General features: G+C 51.5%; 12 protein-coding genes. 7 read left to right on the top strand and 5 right to left on the bottom strand.

The genetic code is table 11. The features are described 5' to 3' along the window. Nucleotides 1–10: 10 nt before the first annotated feature. Nucleotides 11–2416: a DEAD/DEAH box helicase family protein gene (locus PHD76_05335; protein MDD5261256.1), complete on the bottom strand. Its 2406-nt coding sequence runs from the start codon at nt 2414–2416 to the stop codon at nt 11–13. A gap of 297 nt (nt 2417–2713) precedes the next feature. Between PHD76_05335 and PHD76_05330 the strand changes: the two genes are divergently transcribed. The 7 genes from PHD76_05330 (at nt 2714) to PHD76_05300 (ending at nt 15428) form a co-directional block, all read left to right on the top strand. After that, nucleotides 2714–6184: a DEAD/DEAH box helicase family protein gene (locus PHD76_05330; protein MDD5261255.1), complete on the top strand. Its 3471-nt coding sequence runs from the start codon at nt 2714–2716 to the stop codon at nt 6182–6184. Next, the gene (locus PHD76_05325; GenBank protein MDD5261254.1) at nt 6181–6792 is read left to right on the top strand and encodes a hypothetical protein; all 612 of its coding nucleotides are present in this window, start codon (nt 6181–6183) and stop codon (nt 6790–6792) included. The genes PHD76_05330 and PHD76_05325 overlap by 4 nt, the downstream gene beginning before the upstream one ends. Before the next feature lie 203 nt (nt 6793–6995). Next, nucleotides 6996–7277 carry a hypothetical protein gene (locus PHD76_05320; protein ID MDD5261253.1) on the top strand — a complete coding sequence of 94 codons (282 nt, stop codon included), beginning with the start codon at nt 6996–6998 and terminating at the stop codon, nt 7275–7277. 3 nt (nt 7278–7280) lie between these two features. Further along, nucleotides 7281–7856, top strand: a complete 576-nt coding sequence (locus tag PHD76_05315) for a type II toxin-antitoxin system MqsA family antitoxin (GenBank protein MDD5261252.1) — start codon at nt 7281–7283, stop codon at nt 7854–7856. Beyond that, nucleotides 7853–9505 carry an AAA family ATPase gene (locus PHD76_05310; GenBank protein MDD5261251.1) on the top strand — a complete coding sequence of 551 codons (1653 nt, stop codon included), beginning with the start codon at nt 7853–7855 and terminating at the stop codon, nt 9503–9505. Before PHD76_05315 ends, PHD76_05310 begins: the two co-directional genes overlap by 4 nt. A 19-nt stretch (nt 9506–9524) precedes the next feature. Continuing rightward, nucleotides 9525–12302: a site-specific DNA-methyltransferase gene (locus PHD76_05305; GenBank protein ID MDD5261250.1), complete on the top strand. Its 2778-nt coding sequence runs from the start codon at nt 9525–9527 to the stop codon at nt 12300–12302. Nucleotides 12303–12335: 33 nt separating this feature from the next. After that, nucleotides 12336–15428: an AAA family ATPase gene (locus PHD76_05300; GenBank protein ID MDD5261249.1), complete on the top strand. Its 3093-nt coding sequence runs from the start codon at nt 12336–12338 to the stop codon at nt 15426–15428. Nucleotides 15429–15525: 97 nt separating this feature from the next. Here the strand turns inward: PHD76_05300 and PHD76_05295 are convergent, their stop codons facing one another. From PHD76_05295 to PHD76_05280, 4 genes are all read right to left on the bottom strand, one after another. Continuing rightward, a complete protein-coding gene (locus PHD76_05295; GenBank protein ID MDD5261248.1) occupies nt 15526–16392 on the bottom strand; it encodes a nucleotidyl transferase AbiEii/AbiGii toxin family protein in 867 nt (288 codons plus the stop codon). Next, nucleotides 16379–16921 carry a type IV toxin-antitoxin system AbiEi family antitoxin domain-containing protein gene (locus PHD76_05290; GenBank protein ID MDD5261247.1) on the bottom strand — a complete coding sequence of 181 codons (543 nt, stop codon included), beginning with the start codon at nt 16919–16921 and terminating at the stop codon, nt 16379–16381. The genes PHD76_05295 and PHD76_05290 overlap by 14 nt, the downstream gene beginning before the upstream one ends. 115 nt (nt 16922–17036) lie before the next feature. Then, the gene (gene mobF / locus PHD76_05285) at nt 17037–19697 is read right to left on the bottom strand and encodes a MobF family relaxase (GenBank protein MDD5261246.1); all 2661 of its coding nucleotides are present in this window, start codon (nt 19695–19697) and stop codon (nt 17037–17039) included. A 184-nt stretch (nt 19698–19881) separates the two neighbouring features. Further along, nucleotides 19882–20133: a hypothetical protein gene (locus tag PHD76_05280; GenBank protein MDD5261245.1), complete on the bottom strand. Its 252-nt coding sequence runs from the start codon at nt 20131–20133 to the stop codon at nt 19882–19884. Nucleotides 20134–21116: the final 983 nt, after the last annotated feature.

Raw genomic sequence — 21116 nt, 5'->3', positions numbered from 1 at the left:
GCATGGAATATTAAAGCAAACAATCTTGGTTGATCTTATAACCGACCGACTCATACCCGCGCACTCGCTTGTCGAACATGGATGCGAGCATGGGTACGCAACCGTCCACATAGTCGTAAACCACGACTTCCTTCTTTTCATCGTGAAGCCGATGCAACCGCCCCACATATTGTTGCAGGGTTCCTTTCCAGGAAATTGGCATGGTCAAAAACAGGGTGTCGAGCCGGGCATCATCAAATCCCTCCCCAAGATATCGGCCTGTTGCCATCAGTATGCGCTTTTCTCCCTGAGGAATTGCGTTGAGCTTTTCCATCATGGCTTTGCGCTGTTTTACGCCCATGCCGCCTTGAAGAATGATCACATTGGGCGTGAAGGTTTCCAGCCGGGAAGCCAGAAACTTGAGATGCTCTGTGCGTTCTGTAAGCAGCAGGGGCGATCTCCCTCGATCCAAAGCATCGCGAATGTCATTTAGGATCATCCTGTTTCGGGCCTCGTCATGAACCAAGGCCGCATAGATTTCGTGAATGGCTTTTTTGCTGCCCGGCGCTTCGGGCAATCTGAAATACGTCAACTTCGGTATAACGATATGCTCGAATGGTCTCGCTGCCGCCTCAATACGGGCATCGACCCGATGACGAATAGGGCCGCACTGCATCATGATGATGGGATGATGTCCGTCTTTACGCATGGGTGTTGCCGTTAACCCCAACACATACTTGGCTTTGACTTGGCGTAACACTTGCTCAAAACTGAAGGCAGAAAGATGGTGGCATTCGTCCACTATGACCTGCCCGTAATTTGCCACCATGTCATTCACCACATTTTTGTGGTTCAAGCTTTGGATAACTGCCACGTCAATATTCCCGTTTGCTTTACGGCGGCCTCCACCGACTTGGCCGATCAATTTGATGGGTAAATCCAAAAATACTGAAAGCCGCTCCCGCCATTGGTCCATGAGTTGCCTGCGATGCACCAGAATCAAGGTGTTGGTTTTTCGCGCTGCAATCATCCAGGCCGCCACTACTGTTTTCCCAAAAGCAGTAGTGGCGGAAAGGATTCCGATGTCGTGCACCAACAATGCATCCGCAGCTTTCTGTTGCTCGGGCCTGAGACTGCCGTGAAATGACACATCGACAGGCTGTCCCAAGAATCTTTCATCCTTCAATTCGACTTCAACCTTGTGCGCTTCCAAAAGTTCGACTACTTCACGCAAGCAGCCACGCGGTAATCCCAGATGTCGGGGGAATTCTTCAGAGCAAGATATGACCCTCGGCTTATCAAAAGTAGATAGTCGCATCGCTTGGGCCCGATAAAATTCCGGATTCTGGAAAGCGGCCAGACGCATCAGGCGATTCAACATGGAAGAAGGAACCCCCTCTTTTTCGATATAAACCAAATTGCCCAATGTAATATGGACTTTTTTCGGCAGGGGTTCCGAGATGGGCTTCTCCTTCTGCTTTTTCGAGGGAGGCAATAGCCAGGGATCTTCCTGTTCGTCTCCATCGCAAAAGCTCGGACGCACACCGATAATATTTCCCCGTTTTTCAGCTTCTTGGACAATTTGCCCCACATATTCGACACTCATTCTTTGGATGGAGGACAGAAAGACCCATTGATCCGGATGAGGTTTGAAATCTTCCGACAGAAAAACGCTATGACCCACGCTTCTGGGGATATGCTGCAGGGGTAGAGCGATCAAATTGCCAAAACCTCCCTGAGGCATGGTGTCTTGATTGGGAAAGAAACGATCATAGGAATCCAAACCCACTTCATGCCGGTGTTCCATCGTGTGGGTGAGAACTGCCGCACCCAGTTTGCGGGCAATACTCGCGGCAACAGGTGTTTCAAAAAAAATCCAAACATGAGCCCCTTGACCCGAACGAGAGCGTTCCAGGCAAGCTGGGATTGCCCATTGAGAGCAGGTTTTTAAATAAGCGGCAACGTCTTCCCGCCATGCCGCTTTGTCAAAATCAGCAGCCAAAAACCAACACCGTTCATCTTGAAGCAACGGATAGATTCCGACCGTCCATTTTCCACTGAGATGGCCATGAATGACCTGATCCGTCAGTGGCAAGAGTTGGCGCTGCGCTTTGGCTTCTGCTTTGGAGATATGAAAATATGCCGAATCTCTGACACATGCGGGCGAGTATCCCGATTTCCCATTTTTGCCTTCCCAGCGCAGGGCATAGACGTCTTCACGCCCGTGAAACAAGCTGCGGAAGAGGTGAATTTTCTCCTCTGTTCCAGATTTGGCATGGATGGAAGGCCGTGTTTTGATAGTCGAATCGAGTTTAAGCCTCGGATACGCAGATTGCGGCTCCAGCAATTTGCCCAACCGGGTATTTTCCGATTTCAACAGCTCAATTTCAGCCAGGGCGTTGGCCAATTTTCGCTGTAGTTCCCCATCCGCATTCATGGTTTAACTCATGAAGTCGAAACTATTTCCAGATAGGGGCGCATTACCATAACCAAGTTTCTGATTCTTTTGTAGCTAGCCCCATTAGACTGTCCATCTCAAGGTCCGTTCTCTCTTTGGCCAGCCACTCTTATCGGTGGACGAAAAAAGGTAATACCTCCTTATAAGGGTAATCATGAGGGTAATGCGTGATCCGGCTCATGGATCGACTCAACCATGATGGCCTTTTTAACTGGTAATAAAGAGTGCATTCCGACTACATTCTTCATACTCGTAATCAGTTGATCTGACTTTGCTATGGCTAATCCTTTCTTTGAGCATCCCATTCTCAACTCTCCTTACGAGATGCCTCTTCGCCATTGGGAGCTTGATGAACACGGGCAGCCGACCCAGCAAATTATTGAACGGCGTCGGCGTGCGGAATTCATCACCCCAATCCCCAAACCAAAAAAGCGTAAGGGAGCCACCGATCAGCAGCAGATTGTTTTTGATGAAGGCAAAGGGCTATCCACCAAAGAGCAGCAGTATGATCCCACATCGATCATCAATGAACTTCGTCAACATGTGGATCAATGGCGTGCTCTTCCGAATCCCAGCCAATGGCAAGTCACTCCAGAGACCACCCGCCTCCTGCAACACTGGAGGCAGCACAAGTACAGCGAGGTTCGCCCCTTTTTTTGTCAGATCGAAGCTGTGGAAACCGCCATTTGGCTGATGGAGGTGGCTCCGCAGGCAGGCAAAGCCGGCAGCCGGATTCTGGAACATCTGGCGAATGCCAATAAGGATGCCAATCCCGAATTGATGCGCTTTGCATTAAAACTGGCCACCGGTGCGGGCAAAACCACGGTAATGGCCATGCTCATCGCATGGCAAACCATTAACGCGGTGCGCCGCCCCACCAGCAATAAATTTACCCGCGGTTTCCTCGTTATTGCGCCCGGTCTCACGATCAAGGATCGGCTGCGAGTCCTCCAACCAAACGACCCAGACAGCTATTACGCAAGCCGAGAGTTGGTGCCAAGCGACATGCTGGATGATGTAAATCGGGCCAAGATCGTCATCACCAACTACCACTCATTCAAACTCCGTGAACGATTGGAGATTTCTTCTGGCGGACGATCTCTGCTCGTAGGCCGGACCGGGGACCCAATCAACACCCTCGAGACCGAGGGGCAGATGATACAGAGGATCATGCCTGACCTCATGGGCATAAAAAATATCCTCGTAGTCAATGACGAAGCACACCACTGCTACCGCGAAAAACCTTCAGAACAGGACGATGAAGACCTGAAAGGGGATGAGAAGAAAGAGGTGGAAGAAGCCAACAAGGCCGCACGGCTCTGGATTTCAGGACTGGAGGCGCTCAACCGAAAACTGGGGATTTTGCAAGTGATCGACCTATCGGCCACCCCGTTTTTCCTCCGGGGTTCCGGATATGCTGAAGGTACGCTTTTCCCATGGACCATGAGCGATTTTTCACTCATGGACGCCATTGAATGTGGCATCGTGAAGCTGCCTCGCGTTCCCGTGGCCGAGAATATACCTGGCAACGAAATGCCAATGTTCCGCGATCTTTGGGAAAATATCCGCAAGGATATGCCCAAGAAAGGGCGTGGAGCAGGAGCAGAGCTTGACCCCCTCGAACTGCCAGCGCGTCTTCAGACTGCTCTTCAAGCCCTCTACGGGCACTACGATAAAACTTTCAAATTATGGGAGGAGAAGGGAATCAAGGTTCCGCCCTGCTTCATCATTGTTTGCCAGAACACTGCTATTTCCAAACTCGTTTACGATTATATCTCCGGTTTCCATCGTAAAAATGAAAATGGCTCCAGCACTCTGGAGAACGGTCGCCTTGCGCTCTTCCGAAACTTTGACGAAAGCTCTGGAAATCCTCTTGCGCGGCCAAACACCCTTTTGATCGACAGTGAGCAACTTGAATCAGGCGATGCGCTTGACGACAACTTTCGAGGCATGGCAGCCGACGAAATCGAACGTTTCCGCCGTGAAATCGTCGAGCGCACAGGCGACCCGCGAGCGGGGGAAAAATTTACCGACCAGGAATTGCTTCGGGAAGTCATGAACACCGTGGGCAAGCCGGGGCAGCTTGGCGGTTCCATTCGCTGCGTGGTTTCCGTCTCCATGCTGACTGAAGGCTGGGATGCCAACACAGTCACCCATGTTCTGGGCATTCGTGCTTTTGGCACACAGCTTCTCTGCGAGCAAGTTATTGGCCGTGCTCTTCGCCGCCAGTCCTACGAACTTAATGAAGAAGGGTTGTTCAACGTCGAGTATGCCGATGTCTTCGGCATTCCATTTGATTTCACCGCCAAGCCGGTCATTGCGCCACCGCAACCACCCCGCATCACTGTCCAAGTTAAGGCAATCCGTCCTGATCGTGATGCCTTGGAAATTCGTTTCCCTCGGGTTGAAGGTTATAGGATAGAATTGCCCGAAGAACGTCTGGAAGCGCAATTCACCCCAGATTCTGTCCTGGAACTAACGCCCGATTTGACCGGCCCCACGAAGAACCGTAACGAAGGCATCATCGGCGAGGGAGTGGATCTTACAGTCGCGCATCTTGGCGAAATACGCCCGCCTACACTTCTTTTCCATCTGACCCAGAGACTGCTTTATACCAAATGGCGCGACCCTGGCGAAGAACCCAAACTCCATCTTTTTGGACAGCTCAAACGCATTACCAAGGAATGGCTGGACGAGTATCTGGTCTGCAAGGGCGGCACCTATCCCGCTCAGCTCATGTATCAGGAATTGGCTGATATGGCCTGTAATAAAATTACCGCCGCCATTACCTTGAAATTCGCCGACTCCCGCCCGATCAAAGCCCTGCTCGACCCCTACAACCCGACGGGCTCCACGGTCCATGTCCGCTTTAACACCTCGCGCACGGAACTCTGGGAGACAGATGCCCGCAAATGCCATATCAATTGGGTGGTGTATGATTCCGATTGGGAAGCGGAATTCTGCCGGGTTGCGGAATCCCACCCGCAAGTCAGGGCGTACGTGAAGAATCACAATCTTGGTTTGGAAGTGCCCTACCGCTACGGTTCCGAGACTCGCAAATACCGGCCTGACTTTATCGTCCAGATCGATGATGGTCGGGGTGAAAACGATCCCCTGAACCTCATCGTTGAGATCAAAGGTTATCGACGGGAAGACGCCAAGGAAAAGAAAAGCACCATGGATGCCTACTGGATTCCCGGCGTCAACCACCTCAAGGAATATGGACGCTGGGCCTTTGCCGAATTCACTGAGATTTATCAAATCGAATTTGATTTTGCCGCCAAACTAGCAGGTGCTTTCGATGCAATGGTTGCCGCGAAAACTGGCCAGGGAATCAATCTTGCGCCCGCACCACTATCGAAAGCAATTAACCCCAATCTGCCTCCCATGCGCCTTCTCGGAGCCGACCCGTTCATCCACATTAGCAAGGCACTATGCCAACGTCTAAGCAAAAATCACGGGCAAAAACTTTCCCTTACGGATATCGACACTGTGGCTCTCCAACTTCAGTGCAGCAGTGAAGACGTTTTAGGGGCTCTCGGACTGATGTCCGCTCCTCCACGCGGACTGTTACGAATGGAGCTTCATACAGTCGGAAACAATAAACGAGTCTCAGTGCCTGAATTCATGGCCAAGCTTCGTGCCTGGTGGCGCGAAAAATCACTGTCTGATGAGGACTGGCATCGCTGGGCTGGAAATATTGAGGTGAGTTGGTGTGCTGCCGATGGAAAGGATTTTCTGACATGAATGCTTTATCGAATAGCGCAGAGCTGTTAATTGAAAGAATCCGCCGCAAAGCGCCGGGCTATCTTGATCTTCTTGCCGCAACAACCGATGCTGAATTTGAAACAGCCTTTGATGAAATCATGGGTCCTGCGGTCGCTCGATTGGAAGAAAACAAAAGAAATTTTGAGAACTTGGACGAAAACGGACTTACAGCGGTACTCGCAGGATATATCGCAGTGCCATGCCTGGATGTTGTCCAGGAGAAAAACTCCAATGGGCATGTCGATATAACTATCGAATTATTAGAAAGCACACCTGTGCGTAAAATGCTTGGGGAGGCTAAAATTTACAACGGCTACGAATACCACATTGGAGGCTTGCGGCAGCTCATCGAGCGCTATTCCACGGGACGTGAAGGCCGTGGCCTGTTGATCATTTATGTTAAGAAGAAAAACATAGCAGGCCTCATTCGGAACCTGCGCCAGAAAATGGATGAAGCATTACCCTGCGAACAACAGGGAAATACGGCTGAACATGTGCATAAATGGTCCTTCTGTTCCAAACATGCCCACTCCAGCGGCGAGTCGCTTGAAGTTGGCCACATCGGCTGCAACCTTTTTGACGGCTAACCCGTCTCAAATACCATGCTTAATAAGCCATTCATTCTCAATCAGTTATACGAAATTCCATGCAACCGAGTGCTTTTAAGCACTTTTATTCTAGACATCTCGTGCTAAAGTATCGATATGTACCCATAAGTGAGCTCGTAGAAGCACACGCTTCGGCGATTTCCTCGATTACGGAGGCATTGGAAAATAAACGTTACGCCATCATGAGCCAGGCCAGCAGATATTTGGCAGGTCCTTGGGAAATGACCCATGCAGGGTTTATTGGCGCAATTTCCGACCACTTATCAAAAGGTTACCGCGTTTTTGAAAAACCCATCAAATCTCCGCCCCCGAATCAACAATTTTACCAGGCAAATGTCCGACTAGACCCCGCTTCCGAAAATGAAGATGACGATGTCTATGTGGAAATCCGCCTTGAGAACAATCGAGTCGTTATTATCTGTGATGCACACAACCACACCACCGGCACCCGACTGCCAAAATAAGCCATGAAAAAAGAAACCCAAGCACTTCTGACCTGTCCCTGCTGCAATAAGGGAAAACTAGAGCCGACAGTCATGGATTACAGAATCACGGTTCAGGATGGGATCGAAATCACGATTCCCCAACTGGCAGTTGAAATCTGCGACCAATGCGGGGAGGTTGCCCTACCTGCTGATTCAACAGTTCGGGTTGACGAAGCAGTTGCCGCACAAAACGAGCAACTGACGCCCAGGGAACTGGAGAATATTCGTGAAAACATGGAACTGGATCAAACCCAGATGAGTGATTTGCTTGGACTCGGAGGCAAAACCTATCACCGATGGGAAAATGGCATCCAAGTTCCCAGCCGTTCCATGGGTTACTACCTCAGGATTTTGGCTGAATTCCAGGAAGCTGCCGACTGGCTGCGGGAACGCGGTTGGAGAAAGAAAAACCGGATTCGGAAGCAACTGAACCTTCCATTTGCGGAAAGCTTCCCGGATCTGGCCAGAAAAAATCCCGGATTTGAACGGACTTATACGGGACTCCAGAATCGGCGCATCAACCCGGCCCGCATCTTCGAGCACACAGATACTAAGTGAAGAGTTATTGGATCACCTTTTATTCCTACAAAGGCGGGGTTGGCCGCACTCTGGCTTTGGCCAATATCGGCGCACTCTTGGCTCGCAATGGCCGCCGCGTAGTTTTGATCGATTTCGATCTGGAAGCTCCAGGTCTGGATAGCTTCAAAGCCTTTGAGAAAACGAAAGGCAAGGATGGCGTAGTTGAATATGTCTCCCAATTCATCCACTCCCACAAAGCACCCAAAATCGAGGACTACGTCTATCCCTGCACATTGGAAAAAAATGTCCGAGGCAAGCTCTGGGTTATGCCGGCTGGCAAGAAAGACTCTGCTTATAACCGGAAACGCTCAGATATACCCTGGTCTGAATTGTTTGAGTCCGGTATCGGACAGCCCTTCATTGAAAACTGGAAAGCCGCCATCGAACAGGCTTATCAACCGGATTACGTCTTGGTGGATTCCCGCACCGGCCTGACTGATGTCGGGGGCATCTGTACCCTCGGATTCCCCAACCTCGTCGTCATGCTCTTTTCGCTAAATGAACAAAACCTGCAGGGCACGGCGGCGGTCGCCAAAGCCTTGGGGAAAGCTGATCCTGAGCGTATCCCGCAAATTTGCTACGTGGCTACTCCGCTGCCGAATCTTACTGCGGATACCAGTCCTCTCATTGCCAGTCGATTTCAAGAAGCCAGCAAAGTTTTAGGAAAACCCATTGATTCCACCATTAGTTATTACTCCGCTGCCGCCCTGGAAGAAAAGCTCTTTGTCCTGATGGAAGAGCAGCCTCGGCCGAAAATCATCGATGATTACCAAACTCTGATCAAAAAGGTCACGCAATACAATAGAACCGGTATCGAATTCTTGACCGAGCAAGTGGATGAGGCTTGCAAGAACCCCAACGACGAACGTATTGATCGATTAATTTCCCTTCTGGAACGGGAATTCCAGCAATCGCCCGATGGAAAATTTCAATTGTCCAGACTGTATGCGGCTCGTCGTGAAATCAACAAAGCGCTCCAATTTGCGGAGGAGTGCCTCGAACTGGACCCTACATACAAACCGGCATTTGATTTTTTACAAGGCCAGCTACAATCCAAGAAAAACTACCAGAAACTCATTGAGCTAATTGCTGCCATTGAGCCAGAGCATGTTCAATTGGGTGGAGAACGATTGGTTATGCTCATGCTGGTTAAGGGTCAAACCTACATGGCTTTAAACAAGGCCGCCGAGGCATCCGTGGCTTTCTCCAGGGCTCACGAGACCAATTCTAAATCTAAAACGGTCACAATTCACTCCCTGCCTTGTCTTTTTAATGTGGCAGAATCCAAACGCCGCTTGACCCAAAAAGTTGACAAAGAGGCTTGGTCTCAAACCGTTAGGGTTTTCGTGGATTCAGGAGCCGCCAGTAGCGCTCCATCTCCAACACAGGCCAATCAACTTCAGGCGATGCACATCCCCTATGCGCTTCATGGTCAACTCCAAAAAGCTAATGAACTTTTGATTAAAGCTCAAAAAGCTGCCGAGTCGGTTGGTGAAATCGATGATATTTTTTGTGTTATTGATTACCAGTTTAATCCAAAATCAGTTTTTCTGGATCACAACAAACGAATGCTCGATGCATTGGACCGTGGTGAACTATGGGACGGCATGAAGCTCCCAAAGACTTAAGCCCAAATCCTGATACATCATGGCCAAGAAACCCTCCAGCCTGAAAACCGTTGAAGCTCTCAAGCATGAGAGTGATAAACGGAAGAACATCCCCACCGCCGAATACCAGGCCATGATCCAGAAGGAACAGGCCGCACCGCTCCAAATCAAGTATCCCCGCAACACTGACCTCGATCCCCAGCTCGTCTGGCGGGGGAAGGATGAACAAGACTGGAGTGATCTCGTCGTACACGCCCCGCCTGTTTATATCCAGGAAAAAGTTCATCCCAAGGTACTGATCGACGACATCCTCCGAACCTCCAAGGAATCGGAGCACGAGGCTGGAACCCTCACACCCGATTTGTTTGCCGATTTCAACGGTATTCCAAAGGGAGTCGATAAGACCGAGTTTTACCAGCACGACCAGAACTGGTCCAACCGCATGATCCTGGGCGATTCCCTCCAGGTTATGGCCAGTTTGGCCGAACGCGAGGGATTGCGTGGCAAGGTGCAGTGCATCTACTTCGATCCGCCCTACGGCATCAAGTTCAACAGCAACTTCCAGTGGTCCACCACCAGCCGCGATGTGAAGGACGGGAAGGCCGACCACATCACTCGCGAGCCGGAGCAGGTCAAAGCCTTCCGCGACACCTGGCGCGACGGTATCCACAGCTACCTCACATACCTGCGGGATCGGCTCACCGTCGCCCGCGATCTCCTCACCGATTCCGGCTCTATCTTCGTGCAGATCGGCGATGAAAATGTTCACCGCGTCCGGGCGTTGATGGATGAGGTGTTCGGGGAGGACAATTTCTGCTCAATCATCCAAGTCCAAAAAACTGGAAGCCAAGCTGGGACGCTTTTGGCGAACACGGTCGATTTCATTCTCTGGTTCGCAAAATCAAAATCCGTCGTCAAATACCGGCAGATCTACAATGAAAGAGTCGTCGGTCATGTGTCATCGGATCGATACGATCAAATCGAACTGACCGACGGAACCGAGCGCCGATTGAAACGTGAAGAACTTGAGCGGCAAGTCACGCTTCCCGATGGACGCATCTTCCAACACACAAGCCTCATCAGTTCCGGCCTCGCTTCGACAGAACAGGTTTTCAAATTCGAGGGCAGAGATTTTCGCCCTGGACTGTCCAGTCATTGGAAGACAACGCTGTTTGGCCTTGAGAAGCTGGGCAAAGCAGGCCGCGTAGCAGCAGGCCCCTCGACCGTTCGCTACAAGCGATTCATCGACGACTTTTCCGTCCTTCCGATCACTGATCGATGGGAGTCTTTGCAGATGGGCACTGGGTTGCTCTATGTCGTCCAGACCGCACCGTCGGTTGTTGAGCGTTGCATTCAGATGGCCACCGACTCCGGCGACCTTGTCCTCGACCCGACCTGCGGTTCTGGCACCACTGCCGCCGTCGCCGAACAATGGGGTCGTCGTTGGATTACGATTGACACCTCCCGTGTGGCGCTGGCTCTGGCCCGCGCCCGCATCATGGGCGCACGCTATCCCTTTTATTTGCTGGCCGATTCTCGTGATGGCCAGATCAAGGAAGCCGAAGTCACCCGCACCGCGCCGAGTTCGCAGCCGGTGCAGGGGAATATCCGCCACGGTTTCGTTTATGAGCGAGTGCCGCACATCACGCTCAAGTCAATCGCAAATAATGCGGAGATTGATGTCATCTGGGACCAATGGCAAACGAAGCTGGAACCCTTGCGCGAAAAGCTGAACACCACGTTGAAGAAAAATTGGCAGGAGTGGGAAATTCCCCGCGAGGCCGATGCCAAATGGTCTGACGAAGCCAAGAAACTTCACGTTGCTTGGTGGGAAGCCCGCATCGCTCGCCAACATGAAATCGACAAGTCCATCGCCGCCAAGGCTGAGTTTGAATACCTCTACGACAAGCCCTACGACGACAAGAAGAAGATCCGCGTGGCCGGTCCCTTCACCGTGGAAAGTCTCAGTCCCCACCGCATGTTGGGTGTGGATGAAGACGGTGATCTCATAGATCCCAAAGTCAAAGAAGATGCCGCTGTCTTCGGCAAGAAGCAGGATTTCCCATCCATGATTTTGGAGAATCTCAAAACCGCCGGAGTGCAACAGGCCCATAAGGAAGACCGCATTTCCTTCACAGCACTGATTCCGTGGCCTGGCGACCTTGTGTGCGCTGAAGGTCGATTCCAGGAGGTTGGCAGCGAAAAGCGAGCCGCTATCTTCATCGGCCCCGAGTTTGGCACTGTACAACGCCAGGACTTGGTCGCTGCCGCCCGTGAGGCTGCCGATGCCAATTTCGATGTCCTCATTACCTGCGCCTTTAACTTTGAGGCCCACACGACAGAATTCAACAAACTTGGCCGTATTCCTGTTCTCAAAGCCCGAATGAACGCAGACCTCCACATGGCGGCTAACCTCAAGGCTACCGGTAAAGGCAACCTCTTCGTCATCTTCGGTGAGCCGGACATTGCCATCCTGCCCGAGAAAGATGGCAAGCTCCGGGTCAAAGTGAACGGCGTGGATGTGTTTGATCCCTCAACCGGGGAAGTCCGCAGCGACGGCGCAGACGGCATTGCCTGCTGGTTTATCGATACTGACTACAACGAAGAAAGCTTCTTCGTCCGGCACGCCTATTTCCTCGGCCAAAACGATCCCTACAGCGCTCTTAAAACGACCTTGAAAGCTGAAATCAACCCCGAAGCCTGGGCCACACTGAACAGTGACACCTCCCGCCCCTTCGCCAAACCCAAGTCCAATCGTATTGCCGTCAAAGTTATCAACCATCTAGGCGACGAGGTGATGAAAGTATTTAAGGTATAAGCTGACAAGAAACTCGTTACCTCGAAGCAAAAAATGAGCAACAACATGCTTGTCGGATCAACGTGGAAAAAGTGGGATCTGCACGTTCACAGTCCTTGTTCCATTGTGCAGCACTTTGGTGGCGACACCAAAGATGCTTGGGAGGGATATCTGGACGATCTAGAAAAACTGCCGTCGGAGTTCAAGGTAATTGGCATCAACGACTATATCTTCATCGAAGGCTATGAGCGGGTTAGGAAAGCAAAGAGGGAAGAGGGAAGACTACAGAATATCGACTTAATTCTTCCAGTTGTGGAATTTCGCTTGAACAAATTTGCTGGTGTTGTCAAGAAGGACGAGCATGGGAAGTATTCACAGTCGGACTGGAACAGAATTAATTTGCATGTCATCTTTGACGAACTCGACCCTGAAATCATCCGCCAGCAGTTCCTTAACGCTCTCGCACCAAGTTACGACCTCATTCCGGATTCAACCCACCTGAAAGGGAAGTGGCAGGCAGTAATTACACGGGACAGCCTTAAACAGCTCGGGCAGATGATCATCGATGCTGCCCCTGCAGATAAAAAGGCAGCTTACGGCACCCCGTTGGAGGAAGGATTCAATAACCTTTGCGTCAGTCTCGAATCCATAAAGGAGGCACTCAATAAGCATCCATTAGCGAATCGCTATCTTCTAGCTGCTGGTAAGACCGAATGGGACAACATGAAGTGGGACGATCAATCGATAGCGGAAAAACGCAACGTCATCAACTGCGTGGATTTGGTATTCACCGCTGCTACAAATCCAGAGTCTTACAAGGCGGCGAAAAAGCGGCTTTTGGAATCAAACGTTAAAAGCACGCTACTTGACTGCTCAGATGCACACGCGCTTAGCGTGTCGGAGAATAAAGATCGAATTGGAAATTGCTTCACTTGGATCAAAGCAGATTCGACATTCGAAGGGCTGCGCCAAGCAGTCACAGAATTTGATCAGCGTGTCTTTGTCGGAGATATCCCGGACAAGTGCAAGCTCGTTTCCAGAAATCGAACCAAGTATGCGTCGAACATCACAATTAAAAAAAATGCGGGGTCAACACTCACCGAAACCTGGTTTGACGTAAACTTGCCTCTGAATCATGATCTCATCGCAATCATAGGAAATAAAGGTAGTGGGAAGAGTGCGCTCGCCGATGTGGTAGCACTTGCTGGAAATACTAAGAACCATGAAAAATTCTCTTTTCTGACCCAGGATCGATTTCGCGACCCCAAAAGCAAACTCGCGGCACACTTTATTGGCACCTTGGAATGGCGGGATGGAACGGACTCCTCGCGGGAGCTTCACCAGAATCCTGCAACGTCCGATGTAGAGCGAGTGAAATACCTCCCCCAGAGCTATCTTGAAACACTCTGCAACGAACTTGGCGGTGGTGGCTCATCCACCTTCGACAGCGAATTACGTAAGATCATCTATACCCATGTACCTGAGGAGGAGCGACTTGATTTCCTTTCTCTCGACGATCTCCTCAATTTCAAGGTGGCTGAGATCGAAACCGAGCGTGGGCAGGTGACGCAGCAATTGTCGAAGCTCAACGAGGAAATCAGCACCATCGAGAAAATGTTAGCGCCGGATTCTCGTCTCAGTCTCGAAACTCGACTGGATAGTAAGCGCAAGGAATTACAGGCTTTAGAAAATGCTAGGCCTGTAACGGTCGATGATCCGACAGCTTACGATGCCGCGATGGTCGAAGCGGCGGCGGCAACCGCACAATTACAGGAACTAGAAGCTCAGCTTAAGGCGATCCGCGTGGAAGAACAAGCGGTGCGCGACAAGAAGGCTTCCGCGATTAAGCGCGCGGCCTTGGTAAATCGTGCTGTACAGTCTCTGAGGAATCACGAAAAAGCTCATGAGCAATTCTTGGAAGGCCTGAGTACAATACTTATAGAAATCGACAGCAATCTATTGATTCATGATGTAGTCTCTCTGCAAGTCAATACCGAGAAACTTGACGCAATTGGCGTCGCAATGAGAGTGGAAATCGAAACGCAAGACAAGATTCTTAACAGCCTGGATATGACCAGTGTTACCAGGCGGCGCGAGGCCGTTGATGCCGAGATCAACGCAATAAAGGGTAGGCTTGGCGAAAAGCAGCGGCTCTTTGTAGTCTATCAAGAGCAACTTTTACAATGGGAGCGCGCGAAGGCGGAACTGTTAGGCCCTAAAGAGAAAGCACACTCGATTGCATGGTTCGATGCGGAAATCCAAGAACTCGCCCGGTTGCCTGAAAAGCGCAATCAATTACGACAGTCTCGCGATGCGACAGTTCGCCGCCTCCATGAGCAGATCGGAAAGACGGTCTCGGAATATAAGCGTCTATACGAGCCAGTGCAGGCATTTGTTCGGTCGGCAGCCAACATGGAAATGCCCCTGCCTCTGGCTTTCAACGTGAGAATTGCTGAGGAGGGGTTTCAGGAGAATTTCCTCTCTCAAATCAATCGCCAAACGCGAGGAAGCTTCTCGGGAGTTGACGAGAGCAATCAACTGATTCACGGCATTCTACTTGAAACTGATTTTGCTGATCCCGAAGCGATAGTTCAATTTGTCAATCGTATTGATGACATGTTACATGTTGATCGCCGCGATGGTAGTACTGAAAATGACATGCAACCTGGCGATCAACTTCGGAAGGGCATAGGGCTTAAAGACCTTTATGACTTCATCTTTGGACTGAGCTATTTGCAACCTCGATACTCATTGACTTATGGTGAGCAGGAGATCGGGCGCCTTTCCCCCGGCGAGCGCGGACTGCTTTTATTGGTGTTCTATCTCTTGCTTGACAATGACGACATACCACTTGTGATCGACCAGCCAGAGGAAAATCTTGATAATCAAACGATCTACAAGATTCTGGTTACCTGCATTAAAGTGGCGAAACAGCGTCGACAAGTGATCATGGTTACTCACAACCCGAATCTGGCAGTTGTCTGTGATGCGGAGCAGATCATTTGCGCTAGCTGTGACAAGACCAACAGTATGTTCGGATATACTTCGGGTGCAATTGAATCTCCCGAGATCAAGGCCAGAGTTGTGGAGATTCTTGAAGGAACGGAGCCAGCTTTCGTCAATCGCAAACGTAAATACGGATTCTGATAACCCATCTTTTTGATCTCGAGTAAAAAATTCAGACCGGCCCCCGCATACTACGCGGTTTTAATGGTGTGTAGGGAGATGCTGGCTGATGGCAAAATCACGAAAGCCCTGCCGTTGCCTTGGCGCATTCTTCCTCAAGGAGTTGCGTGAGATATTGCCAGTAGGAAGCCTTTTCGAGAGTTTCAGCAACCATTGTTGCGGGTAAAAACCGCTGCATCTCCTTCATGAAGTCGCTTCTCATCTCAGACTTTTTCTTAAAATCCGCCAGACGTCCCCGCAGCAGGGAAACAAACTCCGCAGGCTTGCGTCGGTGGTCGTGAATTTTTAAAGGGATTAAAGACACAGGCAATTCAACGCCCTGTTGCTTGAGCCACGCAATATCCCAGAGGTCCCGGTTTTTGAGCCGGTTCGCCCGAAAGGCGAGCGCAATGATCTTGTCGGCCAGAATTTCCTCCCGGCTCTGAGCCTGAATGATGAGGCCGGAGGTGCCCATATCAACGCCATAAATATTGCGCAGCATCATCGGACGTGAGTCATGACTGGGAATGGCGCATATATCGATGTGAATGCGTTGCTGTGGAAGATGTTTTCCCTCGGGACGTGTCTCAACGCTCAGCTTCCAGGTTGCCACCGTCCCTTCTTCCTTAACAGGGTCGCTGACGCTCACTCGAAGGCCGTAACGACTCTTGAGATTCCCCGCCAGAATCCGACCGAGTTCGGAAAGATCACTGCGCTTGAAATGACTCCCGCCCGTAAAGTCAAGATCCTCGCTCAAACGCACAGAACCATAACAAGCCCGCAGGCAGGTGCCGCCGATGAATGTCAACCTGGACAACAGACCCGCGGCACTCATCTCACGCAGGATGTCGTGATGCAAAAGCTCCTTTTCCACAACCGGCCTGAGCGTGGCCAAATTGGGTTGGACCTTGAGGGCCTCATCCACCAGCCGATCAAACAAGCTCATGCGCTGTCTCCATATTCACCAAATCCATGCTGCGGCGGGTGGCCTTCATGTCGCGCAGCGCCTGCCGGACGGAAGCCTTCCAAAGATGGCGTTCCGCATCATAATTCAATTCACTGGCCAAGTCTTCCGGGCGCTGGGCCGTATGCACAAACTCGATGTGGCCAAAATCCCCGCAGTCCACGACATGACTGCGCCCGGATGACATGAGACTGATCCAGTTTATCGGTATTTGAGAAATCACTCCGGCATCGCTCAACGCAGTTTCGAGGCTGATATAGTTGAATTCCTCCGCCCGCAGCCGGGCGGCCGCGTGAAACAAAAGGTGGCCGCCGGGATAATCGGTCCGAGGGTAAAGATAAATGCCGCGACAGACACGCTTGAGAATTCCGGCATTTACGGCACGCGAAAGCAATACCGGCATCTGACGGTAGTCTCCCAAGGCGACAGCCAAGTCCGACGGGGAGAACAAACAGTGATCCCGGTCGGCCAGAGAGTCCAGAACTTGGGCTAGCTTTTTGATGGGCTGCATTCTTAAGACTCTACAAAAGATTACAAAAAGTGCAATCTTTTGTATTGCCAAAAACAGGCCGGATTGCCTTCGAGTGTTTGTTAATGCACATGGAGGCTGATCCCCACTCTTGGTTTCATGGTGGCACGGGCGGCCAGGACCCGTTGCCGCTGCGCCTGCAGGCATCGGCCTGTTCAAACAACCGTTCGCATTCCCGGATATGGGCCGCATCCTGACGGTTTAATTCCATCGCCAATTGTCGGTCTGCATCGGTAGCAAAAGCATCTTTGGCCGCTCTTTCGTCGGAAACATATAGGGCCATGTTTTCCCGAAACCGGGAATGACTGACGTAGGCTTGCCTCAAATTACTGGCCCGGATGCCCTCATCCGACATGATGACAATCCCCCGATCCACGGTTTTTCCCTGGGCTGCATGGGAGGTGGTGGCATAGCCATAAGTGAACTGCCGAAAATCTGTCGGAATCACCCGGCCATCCTTCAACTGGAGTGAACCGTCCCCACCCAAGCCAGACACTTCCACGATGTCCCCGTTTTGCAATTTCTGGAGCTTGCAGTTGCCACGAAGGAGCAGCCTTTCGCCTGAAGCAATGGCCAGTTCCCGTTCCAGCCCGATATCATAGCTGGTAATTTGTTTGGGGTTGAACGCATAGCGGTCACCGTTGGCACGTTCGACCACGACCTGGCGTTCCTGTTTCCCAATGCAGCGCAAAACCTCGCCCTTTTCAAAGACGGCTGTTTTCCGGTGGAAAGCCAGCACATCGCCTGCTTGGTAGTTCCGCACATCTTTTCGTTCCGCCTTGGTCCATTGATGAGACGAGAAGGTTTTGACCGTGTGCTGCTCTGAAGGAAGAAGCTTGGCTTCGCGCAGTTGTACCCGCACCGCATCGGTGAACTGGTGGATTTCAGACCAGACAGGGGAAATGGCCAGGCAGGATTTCCCTTTATGGAGGGTTTTGACGTAATCCTCTGCCGCGCGTTGGAATAATTCCTTCTGGTCTTTGATTTCCCGGACGGCTCCAATGCTGCAAAATTGCTGGAATGCCTGATACGGCTTTTTTGTGGCCAGATACCGTACGGCTATTCGATAGGCCGGATCGACCTGGCGGTGGATGGTTCTTAAACTGGCCACTTCCACCTCGCCGAATTTTTCCAAGGCTCTCAGAGCATCACCCGCCTCCACCGAACTGTGCTGTTTGATGTCGCCAACCAAAACCAGGCGGCAATCGTTTTCTTTTGCCAGACGGCATAAATCCCGCATCTGCCGGGTTGAGATCAAGCCCGCTTCATCAACAATAATGGCCTGTTCCTGCACCCGTGCGTCCAGGGACGGATTGACCAGAAGCTGTTGCAGAGTGTTGGCATCCGCCGTCAGATCTTTTCGCAACACATCGGCGGCACCGGAAGAGGGGGCGCAACAAAAAGGCTTGCCGCCCCTGCGTTCAATCCCTCGAACCACTTCCTTCAAGGTAGTTGTCTTACCCGTTCCGGCATCTCCCTGCAAAACAACGATTCGATCCCAAGAACGGAGGATTTTCTGGACCGCCCGGAATTGTTCCTTGCTCAAATTCGGATTCACTTGGGACGCATCACCCAAGGAGCCCAGTTTGCCCCGGCGCAGCCTGGCCCAGGTGATGTATTCCTGTTCCATGCGGAGTGTTTCCCTGGAAGTGATTTTTTCGCCCTTACGAATCCAAAGACCGGACTTCACCTTTTCTTCAATCTCAGAACGGAGTTGTTCCAATGACACCTGACCACGGCCATACATGAGAGCTTCCCGCAGGATGGCCCGCTCATCGGTCACCGAACACCGCTCAAACAAATGTTCTTCGGCATAACGCACAGATTCCGAAGCTGTGACCGATAAACCGGGGTTGGGCTTGCCATCCGCTGAAGCAATCACCGCTTGAACCGTCGTCAACGCTTCCCCGCTTTCCTTGATCCAACGTGTTTTAAGTTCCGAAGTTTCGATGTTTTGTTTTCCGGAACGGCTGCTTCCGGCAATCTTGTGCAATCCATCCTGGGATTTCACACCCAGGGCGGCGGCTTTTTCGAGGATGTCTTTCCGCCGCTTGCTGAATTTATCCCGCAGTTCAGGTGGGAAACCTTTGACGATGAAACCCAGCGTCCGGGCCTTTTCGAGTTCATAGCCCGCTTCCACCATTCGCTGGGAGAGTTTATTGTAGCAGACTTCTCGGAAATAACCCTGATGCCGATAGAACCCGGAGGGCTCCACACCTTTCCAGCGCTGTTCCACCTCGTCATAGGTCACGTTCATGATGCAGACATGGGTGTGCAACTGGGGATCAAGGCTCCGGCTGGCGTCATGCGTGACAACCGCCGCAACCATGTTGCCGGTCTGACGATTTTCCATCGCCCCGGCTTTACGCACACGGGTTAACGTGGTGGCTTCAATTTCCATCAAGGTGTCTTGTACAGCCTCATTCCACCATCCGGCAATCCGTTCATCGCCACCGACCAAATAGGCAATGGAAACATCTTTCGGTGCCGAGATTTGGCCAAAGAAGCAGACCCTTCGATTCGCCCCCATGTCCCGCACCCCCAGCTTTTCCCCAGTAAACGGATGTTTCCCGGAACACAACTGGGAAAAATGTTGCTCCTGGGCATGGCCCGACAAACCAAGGCGGATCGCTCCTTTCCCCATCCACACCATTTCGGACTGGCCTTGCTGGGTCAGATAATCACCTTTGCCCAAATGCTGGGAAAAGTATTCCATAGCTCCGGCGACATTCCGGCAGGGTTTGTCGAATCGAACCATGCCAACCAACTAAACACATGGCCCACCTTGGCTTCAAAGACTACTTGGTATTACAAAGTAGTATCGGCGTTAGCGACTCGTGAATTCAAACAGTCCCTATCGAAGCATTCGCCAGAACCTTTCAATACTTTGCAACGAACACGCCACTCCGAACGGGGTTCGGTCAAGGGCTGTTCAGCCCCGTTCATTCATGCGTCACGATGCTTCCATGCTGCATCCGCCGTGCTTCATACTTGAAAGAGCCTGCTCCAGTTATGAACCAATTCTGATTCCGCGCCGCTGCCATGCTTGTTCCGTGGTAACTGGCAATGCGGCCCTGCTTTTTCAATCCTGCTTCCATCCTGCATCTGTCGTGCTTCATGGTTCGAGAGGATTTTCCATCGTGAATCAACTCCGCTTCCGTGACACATCGGGTATTCACCCTTGCCAGAGCCATGCCTGTTCTATTCTGACAGGGGGTGACACCGCATTTCATCCATCCTGTTTCCACGTTGCCACTGAATGCAACCCCTCTTCACCCCCTGAATCTGTGCCTCAACAAAAATTGAACCTGCCTCGCCGACTGTGCATCCGGCTCTTTCCTTGCTTCATCCGCGCCGTGACCATCGTACTCCGATTCTGCTTCTTTCATACACTTGCCATGCTTCATGGTTCGAGAACATGCTCCATAATGAATCGATGCTGCTCCTGTGCTGCATCAAGCATTCACCCATTGTTTCATCGTGCCGCCTCCGGCATGGAGCCACGTTGCTCCAATCCTCCCGCCAGATACTGCCATGAAAGGCCAATGCCTCTTTTATCCAGGACGGGCGAAAGAGCGGGCCTTTGGCTTCGCCAAAACCCGCTCCTTCGTTTCCGCCTTTAAATTTCCATTCAAGGCCGCAACCGTGGACGGGCTCGCGCTCGCGTTTTGCACGTCTCGCTCGACCCGTCACCGTCGCTGGTAGGCTTGTTCCAACCAACTATTGGCATTGAATGCCAAAAAACATTCTAATGGAACCATTTCAGCCGACTACTTTTTCAAAATCATGAGCAAGCCCCGCGCCCCTCCCTTGCGTTCGCGTCACGGCGCTTGCTGTCACCGGGAGAGGATTTCAGAACACCCATCCACCGCGCCCCGTGACGGAGGAGAGGCGCGTCGGACGGGTGTTGAATTTTGTTTAGGTGCCCTCATTGCCGGGCGCGCTAGACAGAGAGAGAATGGGAAAGAGATTCTATACTCTTATCCAGCATCGTGCCGCCTGGAGTGGATTTCAGAATACATGCCTGTCGCAGTCAGAAGACGTAGGGCAGGGGAGTCGTTGGATGTTAGGAACGCACACTGCCGGGCTGATTGGAAGATGTAGAGATTGTGAGAAAAAGGGAGCCAAACGTTCACGGTCAAATTCACGGTTATAGGTGATTTTTTGGCAAAACTGC

The organism is Candidatus Methylacidiphilales bacterium, from assembly GCA_028713655.1.
Lineage (GTDB): Bacteria > Verrucomicrobiota > Verrucomicrobiia > Methylacidiphilales > JAAUTS01 > JAQTNW01.
Note: the sequence above shows the minus strand (reverse complement) of the source record. Positions and strands in the feature narration are given on the sequence as shown.